Source organism: Burkholderia sp. SIMBA_051 (assembly GCF_046534915.1).
GTDB lineage: Bacteria > Pseudomonadota > Gammaproteobacteria > Burkholderiales > Burkholderiaceae > Burkholderia > Burkholderia ambifaria.
Genome location: NZ_JAWRXS010000004.1, coordinates 61,474 through 76,986, shown reverse-complemented (window position 1 = coordinate 76,986; position 15,513 = coordinate 61,474). Strand labels below are relative to the sequence as shown.

Annotated in this window: 15 protein-coding genes; 6 read left to right on the top strand and 9 right to left on the bottom strand. The window is 62.3% G+C overall.

The window, feature by feature from the left end:
• Positions 1-24: 24 nt before the first annotated feature.
• From SB771_RS10790 to SB771_RS10765, 6 genes are all read left to right on the top strand, one after another.
• Positions 25-1,401 carry a lysine N(6)-hydroxylase/L-ornithine N(5)-oxygenase family protein gene (locus SB771_RS10790; RefSeq protein WP_175660752.1) on the top strand — a complete coding sequence of 459 codons (1,377 nt, stop codon included), beginning with the start codon at positions 25-27 and terminating at the stop codon, positions 1,399-1,401.
• Positions 1,402-1,447: 46 nt separating this feature from the next.
• Positions 1,448-3,709, top strand: coding sequence for a TonB-dependent siderophore receptor (locus SB771_RS10785; RefSeq protein WP_175660753.1), 2,262 nt, complete (start codon positions 1,448-1,450; stop codon positions 3,707-3,709).
• Between the two features lie 86 nt (positions 3,710-3,795).
• A complete protein-coding gene (locus SB771_RS10780; protein WP_006755049.1) occupies positions 3,796-4,635 on the top strand; it encodes a formyltransferase family protein in 840 nt (279 codons plus the stop codon).
• Complete coding sequence (locus SB771_RS10775) at positions 4,635-5,651, top strand: GNAT family N-acetyltransferase (protein WP_175660754.1); 1,017 nt, start codon at positions 4,635-4,637, stop codon at positions 5,649-5,651. Before SB771_RS10780 ends, SB771_RS10775 begins: the two co-directional genes overlap by 1 nt.
• 278 nt (positions 5,652-5,929) lie before the next feature.
• Positions 5,930-6,196, top strand: a complete 267-nt coding sequence (vapB, locus tag SB771_RS10770) for a type II toxin-antitoxin system VapB family antitoxin (protein ID WP_105834378.1) — start codon at positions 5,930-5,932, stop codon at positions 6,194-6,196.
• Positions 6,193-6,615 carry a type II toxin-antitoxin system VapC family toxin gene (locus SB771_RS10765; protein WP_175660755.1) on the top strand — a complete coding sequence of 141 codons (423 nt, stop codon included), beginning with the start codon at positions 6,193-6,195 and terminating at the stop codon, positions 6,613-6,615. The genes vapB and SB771_RS10765 overlap by 4 nt, the downstream gene beginning before the upstream one ends.
• Before the next feature lie 80 nt (positions 6,616-6,695).
• Here the strand turns inward: SB771_RS10765 and SB771_RS10760 are convergent, their stop codons facing one another.
• The 9 genes from SB771_RS10760 to SB771_RS10720 all read right to left on the bottom strand — a co-directional run bounded on the left by SB771_RS10760 (position 6,696) and on the right by SB771_RS10720 (position 15,479).
• Positions 6,696-7,136: a MaoC family dehydratase gene (locus SB771_RS10760; protein WP_105834506.1), complete on the bottom strand. Its 441-nt coding sequence runs from the start codon at positions 7,134-7,136 to the stop codon at positions 6,696-6,698.
• A 56-nt stretch (positions 7,137-7,192) separates the two neighbouring features.
• Positions 7,193-8,575 (bottom strand): MmgE/PrpD family protein, encoded by a 1,383-nt coding sequence (locus SB771_RS10755; protein WP_175660756.1) that lies wholly within the window; start codon positions 8,573-8,575, stop codon positions 7,193-7,195.
• 74 nt (positions 8,576-8,649) lie between these two features.
• Positions 8,650-9,228 (bottom strand): acetyl-CoA carboxylase biotin carboxyl carrier protein subunit, encoded by a 579-nt coding sequence (locus SB771_RS10750; protein ID WP_175660757.1) that lies wholly within the window; start codon positions 9,226-9,228, stop codon positions 8,650-8,652.
• A 10-nt stretch (positions 9,229-9,238) separates the two neighbouring features.
• Positions 9,239-10,735 (bottom strand): acetyl/propionyl/methylcrotonyl-CoA carboxylase subunit alpha, encoded by a 1,497-nt coding sequence (locus tag SB771_RS10745; RefSeq protein WP_175660758.1) that lies wholly within the window; start codon positions 10,733-10,735, stop codon positions 9,239-9,241.
• On the bottom strand, positions 10,732-11,955 hold the full coding sequence (locus SB771_RS10740) for a hydroxymethylglutaryl-CoA reductase (protein ID WP_175660759.1): 1,224 nt from the start codon (positions 11,953-11,955) through the stop codon (positions 10,732-10,734). Before SB771_RS10740 ends, SB771_RS10745 begins: the two co-directional genes overlap by 4 nt.
• Positions 11,956-11,965: 10 nt before the next feature.
• Positions 11,966-13,456 (bottom strand): acyl-CoA carboxylase subunit beta, encoded by a 1,491-nt coding sequence (locus SB771_RS10735; RefSeq protein ID WP_175705023.1) that lies wholly within the window; start codon positions 13,454-13,456, stop codon positions 11,966-11,968.
• 358 nt (positions 13,457-13,814) lie between these two features.
• A complete protein-coding gene (locus SB771_RS10730; RefSeq protein WP_175660761.1) occupies positions 13,815-14,111 on the bottom strand; it encodes a hypothetical protein in 297 nt (98 codons plus the stop codon).
• Positions 14,108-14,440 carry a nucleotidyl transferase AbiEii/AbiGii toxin family protein gene (locus tag SB771_RS10725; RefSeq protein ID WP_410721173.1) on the bottom strand — a complete coding sequence of 111 codons (333 nt, stop codon included), beginning with the start codon at positions 14,438-14,440 and terminating at the stop codon, positions 14,108-14,110. Before SB771_RS10725 ends, SB771_RS10730 begins: the two co-directional genes overlap by 4 nt.
• The gene (locus tag SB771_RS10720) at positions 14,409-15,479 is read right to left on the bottom strand and encodes a type IV toxin-antitoxin system AbiEi family antitoxin (RefSeq protein WP_175660889.1); all 1,071 of its coding nucleotides are present in this window, start codon (positions 15,477-15,479) and stop codon (positions 14,409-14,411) included. The genes SB771_RS10725 and SB771_RS10720 overlap by 32 nt, the downstream gene beginning before the upstream one ends.
• Positions 15,480-15,513 lie beyond the last annotated feature (34 nt).

The following is a 15,513-nucleotide window of genomic DNA, read 5'->3' as shown; positions in this document are numbered from 1 at the left end:
TCACCGACAAGGGAGCTGAGAGACATGCAGAGAGAAACCGTATTCGACCTGATCGGCGTCGGCTTCGGGCCGTCGAATCTGGCGCTGGCCATCCGTCTGGAGGAGCGGCGCGCGGCGCGTCCGCTCGCCCATTGCTTCATCGAGCGGCAGCCCGAATTCGGCTGGCACCGCGGCATGCTGCTCGACGACTGCCGGATGCAGATCTCGTTTCTGAAGGATCTCGTCACGATGCGCGATCCGAAGAGCCGCTACACGTTCATCAACTACCTGTTCGAACGCGGCCGGCTGAACGAATTCGTCAATCTGAAGAACTTCTATCCGACCCGCGTCGAATTCCACGACTACCTGAGCTGGGTCGCCGATGCGTTCGACGCGCACGTCCATTACAGCGAGACCGTCATGGCGATCGAGCCGGTGCGCGGCGACGGCGCGCGGATCGACGCGTTGCGCGTGCTGTCGCGCGACGCGACCGGCCGCGAGCGCCAGCGCGTGACGCGTGCGCTGTCGGTCGGCGTCGGCGGCACGCCGGCGGTGCCGGATGCGTTCGCCGCGCTCGGCCGCGATCGCGTGATCCATTCGTCGTCGTACCTGACCGACATCGACCGGCTGGTCGCGTCCCCCGACGGCGAGCGCCGCCGCGTCGCGGTGATCGGCGCGGGGCAGAGCGCAGCCGAGGTGTTCATCGATCTCGCGCGCCGCTTCCCGCATGTCGACGCGAACCTCGTGATGCGCGCGGGCGCGTTGAAGCCGGCCGACGACAGCCCGTTCGTCAACGAGATCTTCAGCCCCGAGTTCACCGACGTCGTCTACGCGCAGCCGCACGATGCACGCCGCGCGCTGCTCGAGCGCTACCGCGACACCAACTACGCGGTGGTCGACCGGCCGCTGATCGAGCAGATCTACGAAATGCTGTACCTGCAGCGCATCGACGGCACGCCGCGTCATGCGCTGCTCGCGAACAGCGCGATCGAAGGCGCGGTGCGCACCGCCGACGGCCGCATCGAGCTGACGCTGCGCGACCGGATGAACGGCGCGACGCGCGTCGAGCGCTTCGACGCGCTGGTGCTCGCGACCGGCTATCGGCGCGACACGCATTCGGCGCTGCTCGAAGGGCTCGCGCCGCACCTCGGCGATGCGCTCACGCGCGGCGACGTCACGCGCGACTACCTGCTCGCGACGCCCGAGCACTTCGCGCCGCGCATCTACCTGCAAGGCTGCTGCGAAGACAGTCACGGCCTGTCCGACACGCTGCTGTCGGTGCTGGCACGCCGCGCGGACGAGATCTGCGCGTCGCTCGAAGACGGGATCGCGCCCGCCCATGACGATGGCGCGGCCCGGGCACTGCATGAACAACGACATCAAAACGGGGCGAGCGCGGGCCGCATGGCTTTCGCTCTTTGACAAAGGAGCGGTCGGAGACCGCATCAAAAAAGTGGAGCAGAGAAAGATGGAGTGGGCAACAGGCACGCGTTTGCGTGCGATCGCGGCCGCGGCGAGCGTGACGTTCGGGATGGCGGCAGGGCACGCATTCGCGCAGACGGCGCCGGCCGTGAACGCGGGTGCGGCGACGTCGGCCGACAGCGCGCGCAACGGTACGGCGGCTGGGGCGACCAGCGCGCCGAACGGCTCGCCGAACGGCCCGGCGACCGGCACGCTGCCGGCGATCAACGTCAACGCGGGCTCGGAAGGCGACGGCACGGTCGGTCTCGTCGCGAAGCGCAGCCGGACCGGCACCAAGACCGATACGTCGATCAATGAAATTCCGCAGACGATCAACGTCGTCACCACGCAGCAGATCGAGATGACCGGCGCGACCGACGTGAACGCGGCGCTGCGCTACGTGCCGGGCTTCTCGTCGTACGGGTCGGACAACCGTTCCGACTGGTACGCGGCGCTGCGCGGCTTCACGCCGACGGCCTACGTGAACGGCCTGCAGGTGCCGAACACGCTGAACCTGTCGAGCTGGCGCGTCGATCCGTACATGATCGACAGCATCACCGTGCTGCGCGGGCCGACGTCGGTGCTGTACGGCGCGGGCGACCCCGGCGCGATCATCGACGTGCAGACCAAGACGGCCGACGGCGAGCGCGTGCGCGAAGCCGGCGTGCAGTTCGGCAACTATGCGCGCAAGCAGTTCATGATCGACGTCGGCGACAAGCTCGACGCGGACGGCAAGTATGCATACCGGTTCGTCGGCGTCGCGCGCGACGGCAACGCGCTGACGGGCCCGAACAACGACCAGCGCGTCGCGCTCGCACCGACGTTCCGCTGGCGCCCCGACGCCGATACGTCGCTGACGCTGTCGGCCACGTACCTGCAGGACTGGGGCGACATCTCGTCGAACTTCCTGCCGGCGCAAGGCACGGTACTGCCGAACCCGAACGGGCAAATCGACAAGGATGTCTACGGCGGCGACCCGAATTTCAACTACTACCGCAAGAAGCAGTGGTCGCTCGGCTATCAGTTCGAGCGCAACCTGAACTCGATGTGGACGTTCCGGCAGAACGTGCGCTGGATGCACCTGTCGCTCGACAACGGGTCGGTGTTCGGCGCGGGCTTCGCGGACGGCAGCCTGACCGACATCAACCGCTGGGCCGGCGTGTTCCAGACGAACTACAGCCGCTTCGACATCGACAACAACCTGCAGGGCCGCTTCGGCACCGGGCCGCTCGAGCACACGCTGCTGCTCGGCTTCCAGTACAACCGGCAGACCGCGACCGACAGCGAATGGCTGGCCGCCGCGCCGACGCTGAACATCTACAACCCGGTCTACACGCCGGTCACGCTGTCCGTGTTCTCGCCGCCGAACACCACGTACCGTACCAACACGTACACGACGATGAACACGTTCGGGCTGTACGTGCAGGACCAGGTCAAGTGGAACCGCTGGACGCTGACGCTCGGCGGCCGCGAGGACTGGGTCAACCAGCGGCTGGACGACCGCGCGGGCGGCACGCAGTCGAAGGCCGACATCACGGCGTTCACCGGCCGCGTGGGCCTTACGTACCAGGGCGACTACGGGCTGTCGCCGTACATCAGCTACGCGACGTCGTTCAACCCGCTGATCGGCGTGAACCTGTACGGCGGCGGCCTGCCGCAGCCCACGCGCGGCAAGCAGATCGAGGCCGGCCTGCGCTGGCAGCCGCCGGGCAAGAACCTGATGCTGAACGCGGCGATCTACCAGATCAACCAGACCAACGTGCTCACGTCGACGCCGCTGAATCTCGATCCGTCCGGTACGACGTCGATCCAGACCGGCGAAGTGCGTTCGCGCGGCATCGAGCTGAGCGCGACCGGCAAGCTCACGCGGAACCTGTCGCTGATCGCGTCCTACGTGTACCAGGACGTGAAGAACGTGAAGGCCAACGACGCATCGCTGAACAACTGGCCGGTCGACATTCCGCGGCCGCGCCAGATGGCGTCGCTGTGGGCCGACTGGACGTGGCACACGGGGCCGCTCACGGGCTTCGGCCTCGGCGGCGGCGTGCGTTACCAGAGCGCGGCGGCCGGTGCGGCGGACAACTCGCTGACGGTATCGAGCTACACGCTGTTCGATGCGGGCGTGCACTACGACACGCGTAACTGGCGCTTTGCCGTGAACGGGACGAACCTGTTCAACCGCCACTACATCAGCGGTTGCCAGTCGACGAGCGTGTGCATTTTCGGTACCGACCGTACGGTGATCGCCACCGCGAAATACAACTGGTGACGCCGCGCGCCGCGGCGCGCCGGCCGGCCTTCGGGCCGGTGGGGGCGGGCCGCGGCGCCGTCGTCCGCTTTTTCCACGACGCCTCCATGCCGAAGAAAAATCTCGTCTACATCCAGTCGCTGCGCAATGGCGCGGCCGATCGCGCCGGCCAGCCGGTTGCTTACCAGGGCGGCACGCGCTACATGAAGGCGCCGCTCGAATTCCTCGTCGAGCGCCTGAACGACTCGCCGCTCGGCGAGCGCTACACGCTCAAGGGCGTGATCGTCGACGACGACGAAGGCTCGCCCGCCGATCGCGCGAAGGTCGCCGACTACGGCTTCGCGCGCACGCCGGGCCGCCCGTGGATCCTGCCCGACGGGCTGACCGTGCAGGGCCGGCCGGTCGACGAACTGTTCTGCACGATCGCGTCGACGTACCGCCGGCTGCCGCGCGACGCGCGCGAGCGCGTGACGGGCAAGCAGGCGTTCGAGCGCCGCCTGCTCGAACGCCTGCTCGAACTCGACGCCGACGTGGTCGTGCTCGACGGGCTGCTCGTGATCCTCGACGAGCTCGTGCGCCCCGGCGCGCGCTTTCACCGCCGCATCGCGAACATCCACCCCGGCATCACGGCCGACGATTCGCCGTACCAGCGGCGCGGCGCGTGGGCGACGCTCGATGCGCTGCACGGCGCGCGCGGCGAACGGGTCGACTGGGCGAGCGGCACGACGTCGCGCGTCGAGCCGGTGACGATGACGGGCGCATCGTTCCACTACGTCGACAACGGCATCGATTCCGGCGAGGTGATCTGCGACGTGCTCGACACGCCGATCGCGCCGGACGACACGATTCTCGAACTGCGCTGGAACAACTTCCAGCGCAGCCTGTTTCCGGCGCTCGAGCGGGGGCTGCACATCCTCGCCGACCGCCACGACGCGGGAGCACTGTGATGGAAGACACACTCACGAAACCGGCCGGCACGGCGGACGCCGTCGAAGGCGAGGTAGCCGCGGCGCTGGACGGCGCGGCGCCCGCGCATGCGGCGGCCACCGCCGAGCGCACGCTCGACGCGTGGCGGCCCGACGATCCGCCGGGCGCGCTGCTCGCGGAATTCGTCGCGCTGTTCAACACGGACACGCGGCACGACGCGGCGACGGTGTCGGTGCCGCTCGGCGGCGCCGCGCCGGCGGCCGTCGCGTCGTACGTCGCGCGCGCGGTGCGCGAGGGCGTGATCGACGGCGCGCAGGTCGCCGGCGACCGGCTGCGCCTGAGCGCATCGCGCGCGACGTTCTGGCAGAACCCGCAGCCATGGCTGAAGGCGCCTGCATCGGGCGGGATGCCGCTGCACTACGCGATCACGAACGGCCACCGGCATCCGGTGCGGCCGCCGTCGCCGGCCGGCGAGATCTATGCGCGCTACATGCCGCAGGTCGGGATGACGTTCAGCCTGCGCACCGTCGACATCGACGAGCATGCACAGTTGTTCAGCGACTGGATGAACCTCGATCGCGTCGCGCATTTCTGGGATCAGCGCGGCACGCGCGACGAGCACGCCGCGTATCTCGCGGAGCGGCTCGCCGATCCGCACATGCATCCGATGATCGGCTATTTCGACGACACGCCGTTCGGCTATTTCGAGTTCTACTGGGCGAAGGAGGACCGCCTCGCGCCGTTCTACGACGCGCATGACTACGATCGCGGGCTGCATCTGCTGATCGGCGACTCGCGCTTCCAGAGCGCGGGCAAGCTGCATGCATGGTGGAGCGGGGTGCTGCACTACATGTTCGTCGACGAACCGCGCACGCAGCGGCTCGTCGGCGAGCCGCGCGTCGATCACGTGCGGCATATCGCGTACATGCATCGGCTCGGGTTCTACACGCTGAAGGAGTTCGACTTCCCGCACAAGCGGGCGGCGCTCACCGTGATGGAGCGCGAAACGTTCTTTGACACTTTCCGGTTGCCGTGATGGAGCGGGGGCGCGAAGCGTCGATGCGTCGATGCGTCAATTCGCAAGCGACGACGTTTCGCGTGGGTTGAAGAGCCGCCGACATCGGCCGTTCGGGATATGGATCGGGCGGGCGGCATGAGGAAGAATGGATTGCATCCTCATCACCCACAGGTCGAACCGACATGGCAAGCACACCCGCGATAGCATCGGGCGCGATCCCCGGAGCACGTTCCCCGACATTGACATATGCCGGCATATGCATAAAATGGGCGCATCGTACTCCTGTGGAGTGGCTCATGCGCACCGTTTCCATTTTCAAGAACGCCCGTAACCAGGCAATCCGCATCCCGAAGGACATGGAGTTCGAGGGTGTGACGGAACTCGAGATCCGCCGCGAGGGCGACACGTTGCTGCTGCGTCCGGTGCGGCCGACGTGGCTGTCGTTCGCGACTGAACCACGGGCCGATGCCGACTTCCTCGTCGAACGCCCGACGGTCGTCGAACTTGGTCGTTTCGACCTGCCCGGCGCCGATGACGATGCACCGACGGAGTCGAACCGGTGACGACGCTCTACATGCTCGATACGAATATCTGTTCGTTCATCATGCGCGAGCGGCCGTCCGCGGTGTTGTCCCGGTTGCAGTCGTGCGTCAATGCGCAGCACCGGATCGTCGTGTCGGCGATCACCTATGCCGAGATGCGGTTCGGCGCAGTCGGCAGAAAGGCTTCGCCGAAGCATGCGGAACTCGTGACGGCCTTTGTTTCGCGGCTGGATGGCGTGCTGTCGTGGGATACCGCGGCGGTCGATGCAACGACCGCGATTCGCGTCGACCTTGCCGCACGTGGCACGCCGATCGGCGCGAACGACGCGTCGATCGCCGGTCATGCGATCGCGGCCGGTGCCGTGCTTGTAACGAACAACAGTCGCGAATTCAGCCGTGTCGCGGGGTTGTCGCTCGAAGACTGGACAGCCTCGGCCTAGGGCGGCGAATACACGATGGCGGTGTTGTCGCGCGGCAGCACGTTTGAGTGACCGCGGTGTTGCCCGGGCCGGGCGGGATGCTACTCCGCGGCGAGTGATTCCTTCGGCATGCTGAGGCTTCTCGATTTGGCGAGAACGCAAACGTCCCCGTTCTCGTTGACCAACGAACCTTCGAGCGTAATAACGTCACCTTTGAGCTTGGAGTTGGCTTCGACTGCCACAATGTGCCATTCCATCCGGACGGCTTCGCCTACCGCGACCGCCTTGCGGAACTGGAACTCGAACTCCAGGCCGAGACCTGCTCTGCGCTCTGTCAGAAAAGTCGCGACCATTCCCATCATCATCGCGGAATAGTGTGTGCCGCTCACGATCAGGCCGCCGAACCTGGTTGTTTTTGCAAACGCTTCGTCGTGGTGCAGGGGACTCATGTCTCCGGCCAGCGTTGCAAACTGACGTACGGAATCGACATCGAACGTAACAAGTTGCGAGGTGCTTTCGCCTACCTTATAGCTTGAATTCATTTGCATGAAATTTCCCTGAAACGTCGGATTCGAGGTCTCAACTTGCTTGACCCGGATCAGAGCAGTGATGTGAGGTCGCTTATGGTGTCCTTGCCGCGAGGAAGTCTGTGCAGCAGCGACAGGATCGCACAGGCGTTCTGGATCAGTCGCGCATCCCCAGTGTGCTTGACGCATTTAATGAATTTTTGATCAATCTCATCTGGGGTCATCGGGTTCTTGGGATTTCCTTTGGGATAGTCGATGGAGCCCTTCATGGACGTCCCATTTTTAAGGTAGATGTCGATCTTGATTCTCCCATGCGCCCCAAGCTGGACGTCTTCGCATTCCGGGTCGTGTAGTGATTGCACCTTCCGGCTGATCGCCAAGATTTCTTCACGCCGAATGGCATCGTCGGTGAAATCGTCTACGAATAGATCTCCGGCGTGCAGAATAGTTGCGACGTTATATGCGACGCTAAATCTGGCTTCCACTACGCTGGACGGAGATTGCTTTTGCTCGATAGGCAAACACACCAGGTCCCGAATCTGCTGGTTTGTCCTGACTTCAATACGATCGATTTCATCTGCGCAATATGTTTTCTGCCCAACGATGGAGCGGGCGAGTGCCACGGCTGATGTATTTGGACGACACGTCGGATATGGCTTGAAGGCGATATGGTCAACGTTCTTGAAGTCCGTGCCGAGGCGATCCTCAATAATTGCAAGGTTCGAACCCGGCTCGAAAGCAGAATAGTAGCCCCAGCGGCCAGTCAGAAACTGCTTTGCGCCGCTAAACCCGGCGGCAGCAAGCAAAACTGCCTTTATCGCATTTGATGCAACGAGGCCTTGCTGGTAAAAGACAGCCGATGCACCGTCAATCATGCATTGTGTTTCGCCAAGAGCCGATGTGTACGCGATCCCCATTGCATGAACAAGCGCGTCCTCTCCCAACCCAAACAGCTTGCCGGCTGCCGCTGTTGCCGCGATCACTTTGCTCAGGTCGTAACGACCACTTTCGAGAAGTGTTTGATGGCGAGCGTTTCCAAACCGGACGGACAAATCCTGTCCGATGGCGAACGCCATCAGAAACTCAAGTCCACTGATTGGCTTGCGGGACAGTTCGGCCACGGCGAGCAGAGGTGGGAAAATCGCCACGCTCGGGTGTGTCCCCAAGGAATCGACCACGTCATCAAAGTCGAACACCCGAGAAGCCGCGCCATTTAACAGCGCGGCAGCAGGCGCCGGCAGGGCACGGGTGCGTCCCAGAACGATACATTGTTCTGCACCGCCCCATTGCTCAACGATATCGGCAAGAAGTTTTACTCCAGGGTCGCATGATCCAGCCAGCGTTACGCCGAGTATGTCGATCAGCGACGTATGGGCGGTCTGAATGGCCAACGGGCCGACGCTTTCAGGAGTTGCGTTAATTACATGCGTTGCAATGCGTTTTTCGAGAGTCACGTGTGTACTCCAGCTTTAATGTAAATCGGCGGTGTGCTTCAGGCGCGCTGCAATGTCGCTATAGCCGCCACGGTCTATTCTTCTACCCGAGCCAATGTCTGGCCGGCCGCAACAGTCTGGCGTTCCGCAACGGTGATCTCTCGCACAATACCGGCAACGGGGGCAGTCAGCGTGGTAATCATTTTCATGGCTTCCACGCGCATCACGGGTTGATTGAACCGGACATGGCTGCCCACCTCGACGAGAACTTCCAGCACGGTAGCCGGCATCGGAGAGGTAATCAGCGGCGACTTTTGGCCTGGCTTACCGGGCTGCAACATGGAGGGCGCCCGCTTCGTGCCCGGTTGAACCGCAAAGTTGGATGAATAGCCATCAGCGAGCACATGTGTCCGGCCATCGGCGGCCTTGCTGAGAGTGAATTCGCGCGGAACTCCATTTACCGTGGAGTACAAATGGTTCGGCACGCCCGGCTCGTCTGTTCGCTTGTTGAGGTGCAGTATCTCAATCCGGAACTTCGTCTCGCCAATAGTCGCGTCGATAATATTCGCATTTTGACTATCAGGTGTTATTTCAACGAGTTCGTTCGGTTCAGTTTCACGTGTGACATTGAAAACGGCAGATCTACGGCGTCCTGTTTTGTTGAAATTCGACACGAGTACACTCCTAGATTGAGTCAACGTACGAGCGCGGCTCGTTACGTCGTCGCCAGAGCGACGCGGCCGGATTCTGTCGCACCGATTCAGCGGACGGCTTCATGCGCTTCGTCAGGAAGGCCGATATAGCGGCAATAACGGCCAACTCCATGCGGATCGCCGCTTTCTGTGCTGGGGTGACGCTGTACTCACCCACCAATCCCAGGTTATAGACGCCACGTGCGAAGTCTGGATGTTGGAGCAACCAGCGGTGAAAGGGAACGTTTGTTGGAAACCCTGTTACCCGGAGTTCCCGCAGGGCCTCGGTGGCACGGAATAGGGCCTGCGAACGATCCCGACCGTGGGCGATGATCTTCGCACACAGGCTGTCAAAACGCAGGGACTGCACCGTGCCGCACGCGACCCCGGAATCGACACGAATCCCTGGCCCCTCCGGAACGATGTAGGACGACACCGCGCCTGCAGCCGGGAAGAAATTCTCCAGCGGATCCTCTGCGCATATCCGGAATTCAATGGCGTGACCAGCGAAGTGGATGCTTTCCTGTTCAAGCGTCATGGGCTGGCCACTAGCCGAACGGATCATTTGCTCCACAATGTCGATGCCGCAAATAGACTCCGTCACCGAATGCTCGACTTGGATGCGGGCGTTCATCTCGATGAAATAGAAACTTCCACTCGGGTCGACGAGATACTCAACGGTGCCTGCACTGTCGTATCCAATTGTCTTTGCGATATTCAACGCCGAAAGGTGCAAGCTCTGGCGAATATGGTCGTCCAGATTTGGTGCAGGCGCTTCCTCGACCAGTTTCTGACGACGCCTCTGGACGCTGCACTCCCGGTCGCCCAGGTGTACTACCCGCCCATGTTGGTCCGCAACTACCTGAACCTCAATGTGCCGAACCTGTTCGCCAAGAAATCGCTCGATGTATACCTCGTCGCTTCCGAAGGCACTGTATGCCTCACGCCGAACTTCCTGAAGTGCGGTGACAAATTCCTTCTCGTCGTGGGCGACTCGGATTCCGCGTCCGCCACCACCCAATACAGCTTTTAATATGACCGGAAAACCGATCCGCCGCGCAATTGACACGCAGGTCTCGGCGTCCTTCGGCATCATCGCGCCTGGAATCACGGGCGCGCCAGCCTGTTCAGCTGCCGTCTTGGCCTGTAACTTGTCGCCCGAGAGACGGATTGCGTTCGCATTGGGGCCGACAAAGACAAAACCCTCTGCAGCGCAGAGTTCGGCAAACTCAGCGTTTTCCGCAAGCGGGCCGTATCCTGGCGCGATCGCGTCCGCCTGGGCGAACCTCGCTGCAGCGATGACTTCGGGGATCGCTTCGGATGGCGTGCGAGCCTGCAGAGGAATGCGCTGATTCGCAGCCATTACGTACGGCGCTCCCATGTCTTCAACCGGGTAGGCAACAGTCGTTTCGATTCCAAGCTCGCGGCAGGTTCGAACAAATCGCATTGCGATTTCTCCGCGGCAGCACAGCAGCAGCTTTCGGATCATGCCTTCGCTCCCACAGACACTGGCGCGTCGCTCACGCCGCGACCGAGCGTAGTATGTGCCCGCGTGAACTCCTTTGCCGTGATGGCTCCGGCGACCGAAATCTCTCCAGCGAGGGCTACGGATGCGGCTATTTCCGCCAGCTTGCGTGCATCGCCGTCACATTCGATCATCGTGAGACATTCCTGTTGCACAGGAAGGCGAGTGCCACCGCCCACGGTGCCAACGATCATGTTTGGTAGGGTGACCGACGCGAGTAGATCGCCGTTCTCTCGTGGTTCAAATGCAGTGCAGGCGTTCCTAAACGACACGGTAACGAACGCAGGGTCTTGCCCGCATGCAATAAATAACGCTGTCAGCGCGTTTGAAACGTGTATGTTGGGGGCGGTTACCCCGCGCTGCGCGAGAAGGGTGTTGCACGCACCGAGGAACCGACTCATTCGCACGGCGGTTGTGCGCATTGTTTCCTCGATTACCTCTTTCGGGATGAGAACATTGGCTGCGACATAGCGTCCCTTCGCTTCATCTGGCACAAATCGCTTGTCGCCACCGAGGGTGTTGTAGTAGTCACAGACCAGATCTCTGGCATTGGCCAAGATGTATTGGCAGGCTGCCTCATTGGCTTTCGTTGCCATATTCAGCCCCATTGCCTGTCCGGTCTCGTACACAAACGAGAGGCCCACTAGTTCGCCTTGGAACAGCGGGCTGATTTCTCTCAACCGCGCATAACGGCTTGTGGCGTTCGCGGCGTCGGCGATTGCAGCGGCATTGGCTCGAAACCACGCATCAAAACGCGTTGCCAGAGATGCGTCTCGAAGAACGACAGCAGAGACTTTTGTCAGCGCATCGCCCAGAAAACGATATACGTTTCCCTCGGTTGACGCATTGGAGCTCTCAGGTGCAACAACATTGCATCCGCCGCTGGCCGTAATAATGCGCATGCCGCGCGAAAACGAAGCAACAAGAGTGCCCTCCGTTGTCGCAAGCGGGACGACGAAATCTCCTTGCGCACGAACACCGTTAATTCTGACAGGCCCGGCCACGCCAACCGGTACACCAACAAAGCCAACAACGTTCTCGCACGTCCCGTTTACCAATTCGGTCGGATAGCTTTTCCCGGACAGGTGCGGAAAGGATCGGCCGGTGCAATCTTCCAACCAGTGAAGGCGGGTCGCGATTGCATCCGTGCTGTAGTCGTTATCTGGAAGTCGGGGGATTTTCATATCATGTCCATCACAATTGGATGTTCGAGTGGCGACGCTTCGGGTCACTGGAGATTTTTTCGGACAACAAATCAAAACTTGATATGAGTGTGTTTCGGACCTCTTCCGGAGCAATGATGTTGTCGATATATCCTCGTCGTGCAGAATATGCACTGCTCGCGTGGGCCTCACGATATTCGCGAATCAGCTCGGATCGCCGTTGAGGGGGGTGTTCGGCGTTCTCGAGTTCGCGTCTGAAGATTACGGATACAGCCGCCTCCGGCCCCATGACAGCAATTTCCGCTCGAGGTAGTGCAAAAATAAAGTCTGTCGCCGACGCGTTTGCGAGCGTGGGATAGGCCCCTCCGTACGCTTTACGCAACACGATTGCAATTTTGGGAACGCTGGCCTCACAGTACGCATGCAGTAACTTCGCACCGGCACCGATAATTCCACCGGTTTCCTGCTCCAGGCCGGGCAAATACCCAGGCACGTCAATCAGCGTAAGGAGCGGTATGTCAAACGAAGCGCACGTCCTTACGAATCGAGCCGCTTTGATGGATGAGTTAACATCCAGACACCCTCCCTTGCAGGCCGGCTGGTTTGCAACGATGCCGACGCATCTACCCGCAATGTGAGCAAAGGCACAAATAATATTTGGAGCGAATTCTCGCTGGATTTCCAGAAATTGGCCGTTATCGGCAATTTCCCGGATTACGTCGAGCACGCTGTAGGGTTCCGAATTAACCGAAGGAATAATGCGCCCCAGTTGTTCGGTTGCGCGACATGCTATGTCGCCCTCATCCCTGAACGGCGGGTGAGTCGAATTGTTCTGCGGAAGATAGCCGAGCAACTCGCGTGTGAGGGTGAGGGCGTGAAGTCGCCCTTCAGCATGGAAGTGGGCGAGACCCGTAACCTCAGCATGCATGCGACTACCTCCGATCTCGGCCTTGGTGACACTTTCACCGGTCGCGGACTGAATGACGGATGGTCCGGTAAGGAACATCGAAGCATCATCGCCGGCCATGACAACGAAATCTGTCAAGGCCGGCGTATATGAGGCGCCGCCGGCGCAGTCACCGAATATCACCGAGATCTGCGGCACAACACCGGATGCTTTCACTGTCTTGTAAAACACATCGGAAAATTGGGTGCCTGCATCAACGCCTTCGTGAATTCTGATGCCTGACGATTCGTTCAATCCGATGACAGGTGCGCCTATGCGCATGGCGAGATCAAGCAGGCTGGATATTTTCACGGCATGCATACGACCGGAACTGCCACTCAGAAACGTGCGGTCGTGCGCATATACGAGAACTGTGCGACCGTCGACTTTTCCATGGCCTGCAATTAAACCGTCACCCGGCACCGTGCGGTGTTCAGCGCCGAAGTGTCGCGAGTCGTGTTCTACCAGGCCGTGCAACTCTGTGAACGTATCAGGATCGACCAGCGTTGCGATGGCCTGTCTCGCATTCATTGGCCGCTCTTCGGACAGTGACAAGGGTTGACGCTCGGCGCTCATTGATCGTGTTCTCTCTCAGATTGGAATTTTCAGCAAATCCACGCGTTCCATATCAATGGAACCGCACGGATTCAGCGGCGTGTGCATCTACGTACCTGCTTATTAATCACGATCGTAGACACGACCGACCGGACGGTCAATTATTGAGATGGCCGGCCGCCATGCAAGTAGCTTTATCAGCACCGCGATAACCGTGCTGTGACCGTATGGGCTTGAGAGGAGGTGATTCGGCGACAAATTTGTCGGGCGCCGAGTTTTTCGCTCGCCGACGCCATAGAAAATTCTGGTCAACGAGGTGATGCTCGCCTTGGAGCAACTCTGCAACCCACTCTACAGGCTGTCGCGGCTGTATCGGTCGTCAGAGCTTCGACCATCGGGCCGTCAACGAGATCTCAACGTGTGTGGTGCGACGGTGACGACGCGCCACCATGAAGCTCGGGATGAACCGATCCACATAGTCGGCGTTCGGAAAATCGAAGCCGCCACGCAGATTGATACCTTGCAGTGACGCTGGGGCGATGCTGCGCAGGTATTCGCGTGACGCAGGCTCTTTGCCGAGCTTCTCGACCGTGCCGAGCGGGCGGTGCATGTGCTCGGTATGCCACGCCACGGTTGCAGAGGTCAGGGGCGTCAGCGTCGAGGAGACGGTCGTCATCGAATGGCGATGATGCGTGAGTTGACGGTCTGCTGATGCTTCGGCGCGCGCGCGAATTGCCCGGTCGCGACGAGCGCATCGACGAGCCGCTCGTGAAACGGCCAGCTCACCGCGCACACCGCGACGTCGACGTCGCGCGTCGCACGTACCGGCCGGATGCCGTGGACATGCCACATCAGGATGTCGCGCGCGGTTGCGCCGGCGACGACGAATGCCGTGTCGAGTTGCACGCAGGTCATACCGACCGCCTGCAGCAGCGCGGCGGCCGCCGGCTCGAGCGGCCGGCGCACGTCGACTTCAAGCGGGCGGGTGGGCGAGGTATCGGTCATGGATGTGTTCGGCGGCGGCAAGATTGCGGCTGTCTCCGGACGAGACGAGATCCGCGTAGATCAGCAGCGGCGGCACGAGCGGCACGTCCTGCTCGCGCCAGTCGAGCGCCGGCGACGGCGGCCAGAACGCTTCGAGCAGTTCGACGTCGCCGTGCTCGTCCGGGCGCAGGCGCGCCTGGAGCAGCATACGGTTCGACACGGCGCCGTGCGTATAGACGGTGACCGCGGCTGGCTTCAGGTCGTGCGTCAGCAGGTCGGCCGCCGGTTCGCCGCCGAGCCGCGCATCGAAGGCCGCGAAATCGAAGTCGCGCCACCAGTCTGGCGTGACGGCGGCAAACCGCCGGGCCGGCAGTTTCGCACGCAGGCGGCTCGGATACAGCGCGACCCATTCCTGCACGAAGCGCGGCCAGTCGGGCATCAGGCGCTCGCCATTGCGCCGCTGCGCGACGAAGCCGCGCGCGAGCAGGTCGTCCAGCGCGAGATTGACCGTGCCGAGCGCGACGCCCGACGCGGCGGCGATCGCCCGGTACGGTTGCGCGACGAGGCCCGGCTGCGTCGCGAGCGCGAACATCACGGCGAGCCCCTTGGGCGTGGTCGCGCGCGACGCCTGCCGGCGCGGCGTGCGGGAAGGTTTCGGCCGGCCGGAGATCAGCACGGTCGCCTCCGGCAGGATCAGACTCGCGTTGCCGGCGGTATCGAGAAACGGGATGCCTTGATCGGTCAGGCGGGCGGCCAGCTCGGCCGACACGTATGGCGCGACCAGCATTAGTTGCCGCTCGCCAGACAACGTGGCGTCGCTGCGCCGATGCAGCGCCGCGCGGGCGTCCTGTACCGATTCGACGCCAACGCTCACGGCGGCCGGCATCTCGAAGGTCTGCCCGCCGATGCCGAAGCGGATCATCGCGTCGGCATGCGCACGGGATGCGGCCGGCACACGCACCGGCCGTGCGTTAAAGCGTCGGGTCGCGCGTTCGAACGCGGCGCAAGCTTCGTCGAGCACGTGCTGTTCCGCTATCGACAGGGTGGCGTTCTCGGGCATCGGGAGGGATCGCTTGTTCACTTTTTTGTCAGCG

Bases quoted from the DNA above. Each gene is read 5' to 3' on its own strand.
- SB771_RS10720 (WP_175660889.1), bottom strand. From the start codon at position 15,479: ATGCCCGAGAACGCCACCCTGTCGATAGCGGAACAGCACGTGCTCGAC.
- SB771_RS10775 (WP_175660754.1), top strand. From the start codon at position 4,635: ATGGAAGACACACTCACGAAACCGGCCGGCACGGCGGACGCCGTCGAA.
- SB771_RS10780 (WP_006755049.1), top strand. From the start codon at position 3,796: ATGCCGAAGAAAAATCTCGTCTACATCCAGTCGCTGCGCAATGGCGCG.
- SB771_RS10735 (WP_175705023.1), bottom strand. From the start codon at position 13,456: ATGAGCGCCGAGCGTCAACCCTTGTCACTGTCCGAAGAGCGGCCAATG.
- SB771_RS10725 (WP_410721173.1), bottom strand. From the start codon at position 14,440: ATGACCGATACCTCGCCCACCCGCCCGCTTGAAGTCGACGTGCGCCGG.
- SB771_RS10790 (WP_175660752.1), top strand. From the start codon at position 25: ATGCAGAGAGAAACCGTATTCGACCTGATCGGCGTCGGCTTCGGGCCG.
- SB771_RS10730 (WP_175660761.1), bottom strand. From the start codon at position 14,111: ATGACGACCGTCTCCTCGACGCTGACGCCCCTGACCTCTGCAACCGTG.
- vapB (WP_105834378.1), top strand. From the start codon at position 5,930: ATGCGCACCGTTTCCATTTTCAAGAACGCCCGTAACCAGGCAATCCGC.
- SB771_RS10785 (WP_175660753.1), top strand. From the start codon at position 1,448: ATGGAGTGGGCAACAGGCACGCGTTTGCGTGCGATCGCGGCCGCGGCG.
- SB771_RS10760 (WP_105834506.1), bottom strand. From the start codon at position 7,136: ATGAATTCAAGCTATAAGGTAGGCGAAAGCACCTCGCAACTTGTTACG.
- SB771_RS10745 (WP_175660758.1), bottom strand. From the start codon at position 10,735: ATGATCCGAAAGCTGCTGCTGTGCTGCCGCGGAGAAATCGCAATGCGA.
- SB771_RS10740 (WP_175660759.1), bottom strand. From the start codon at position 11,955: ATGAAAATCCCCCGACTTCCAGATAACGACTACAGCACGGATGCAATC.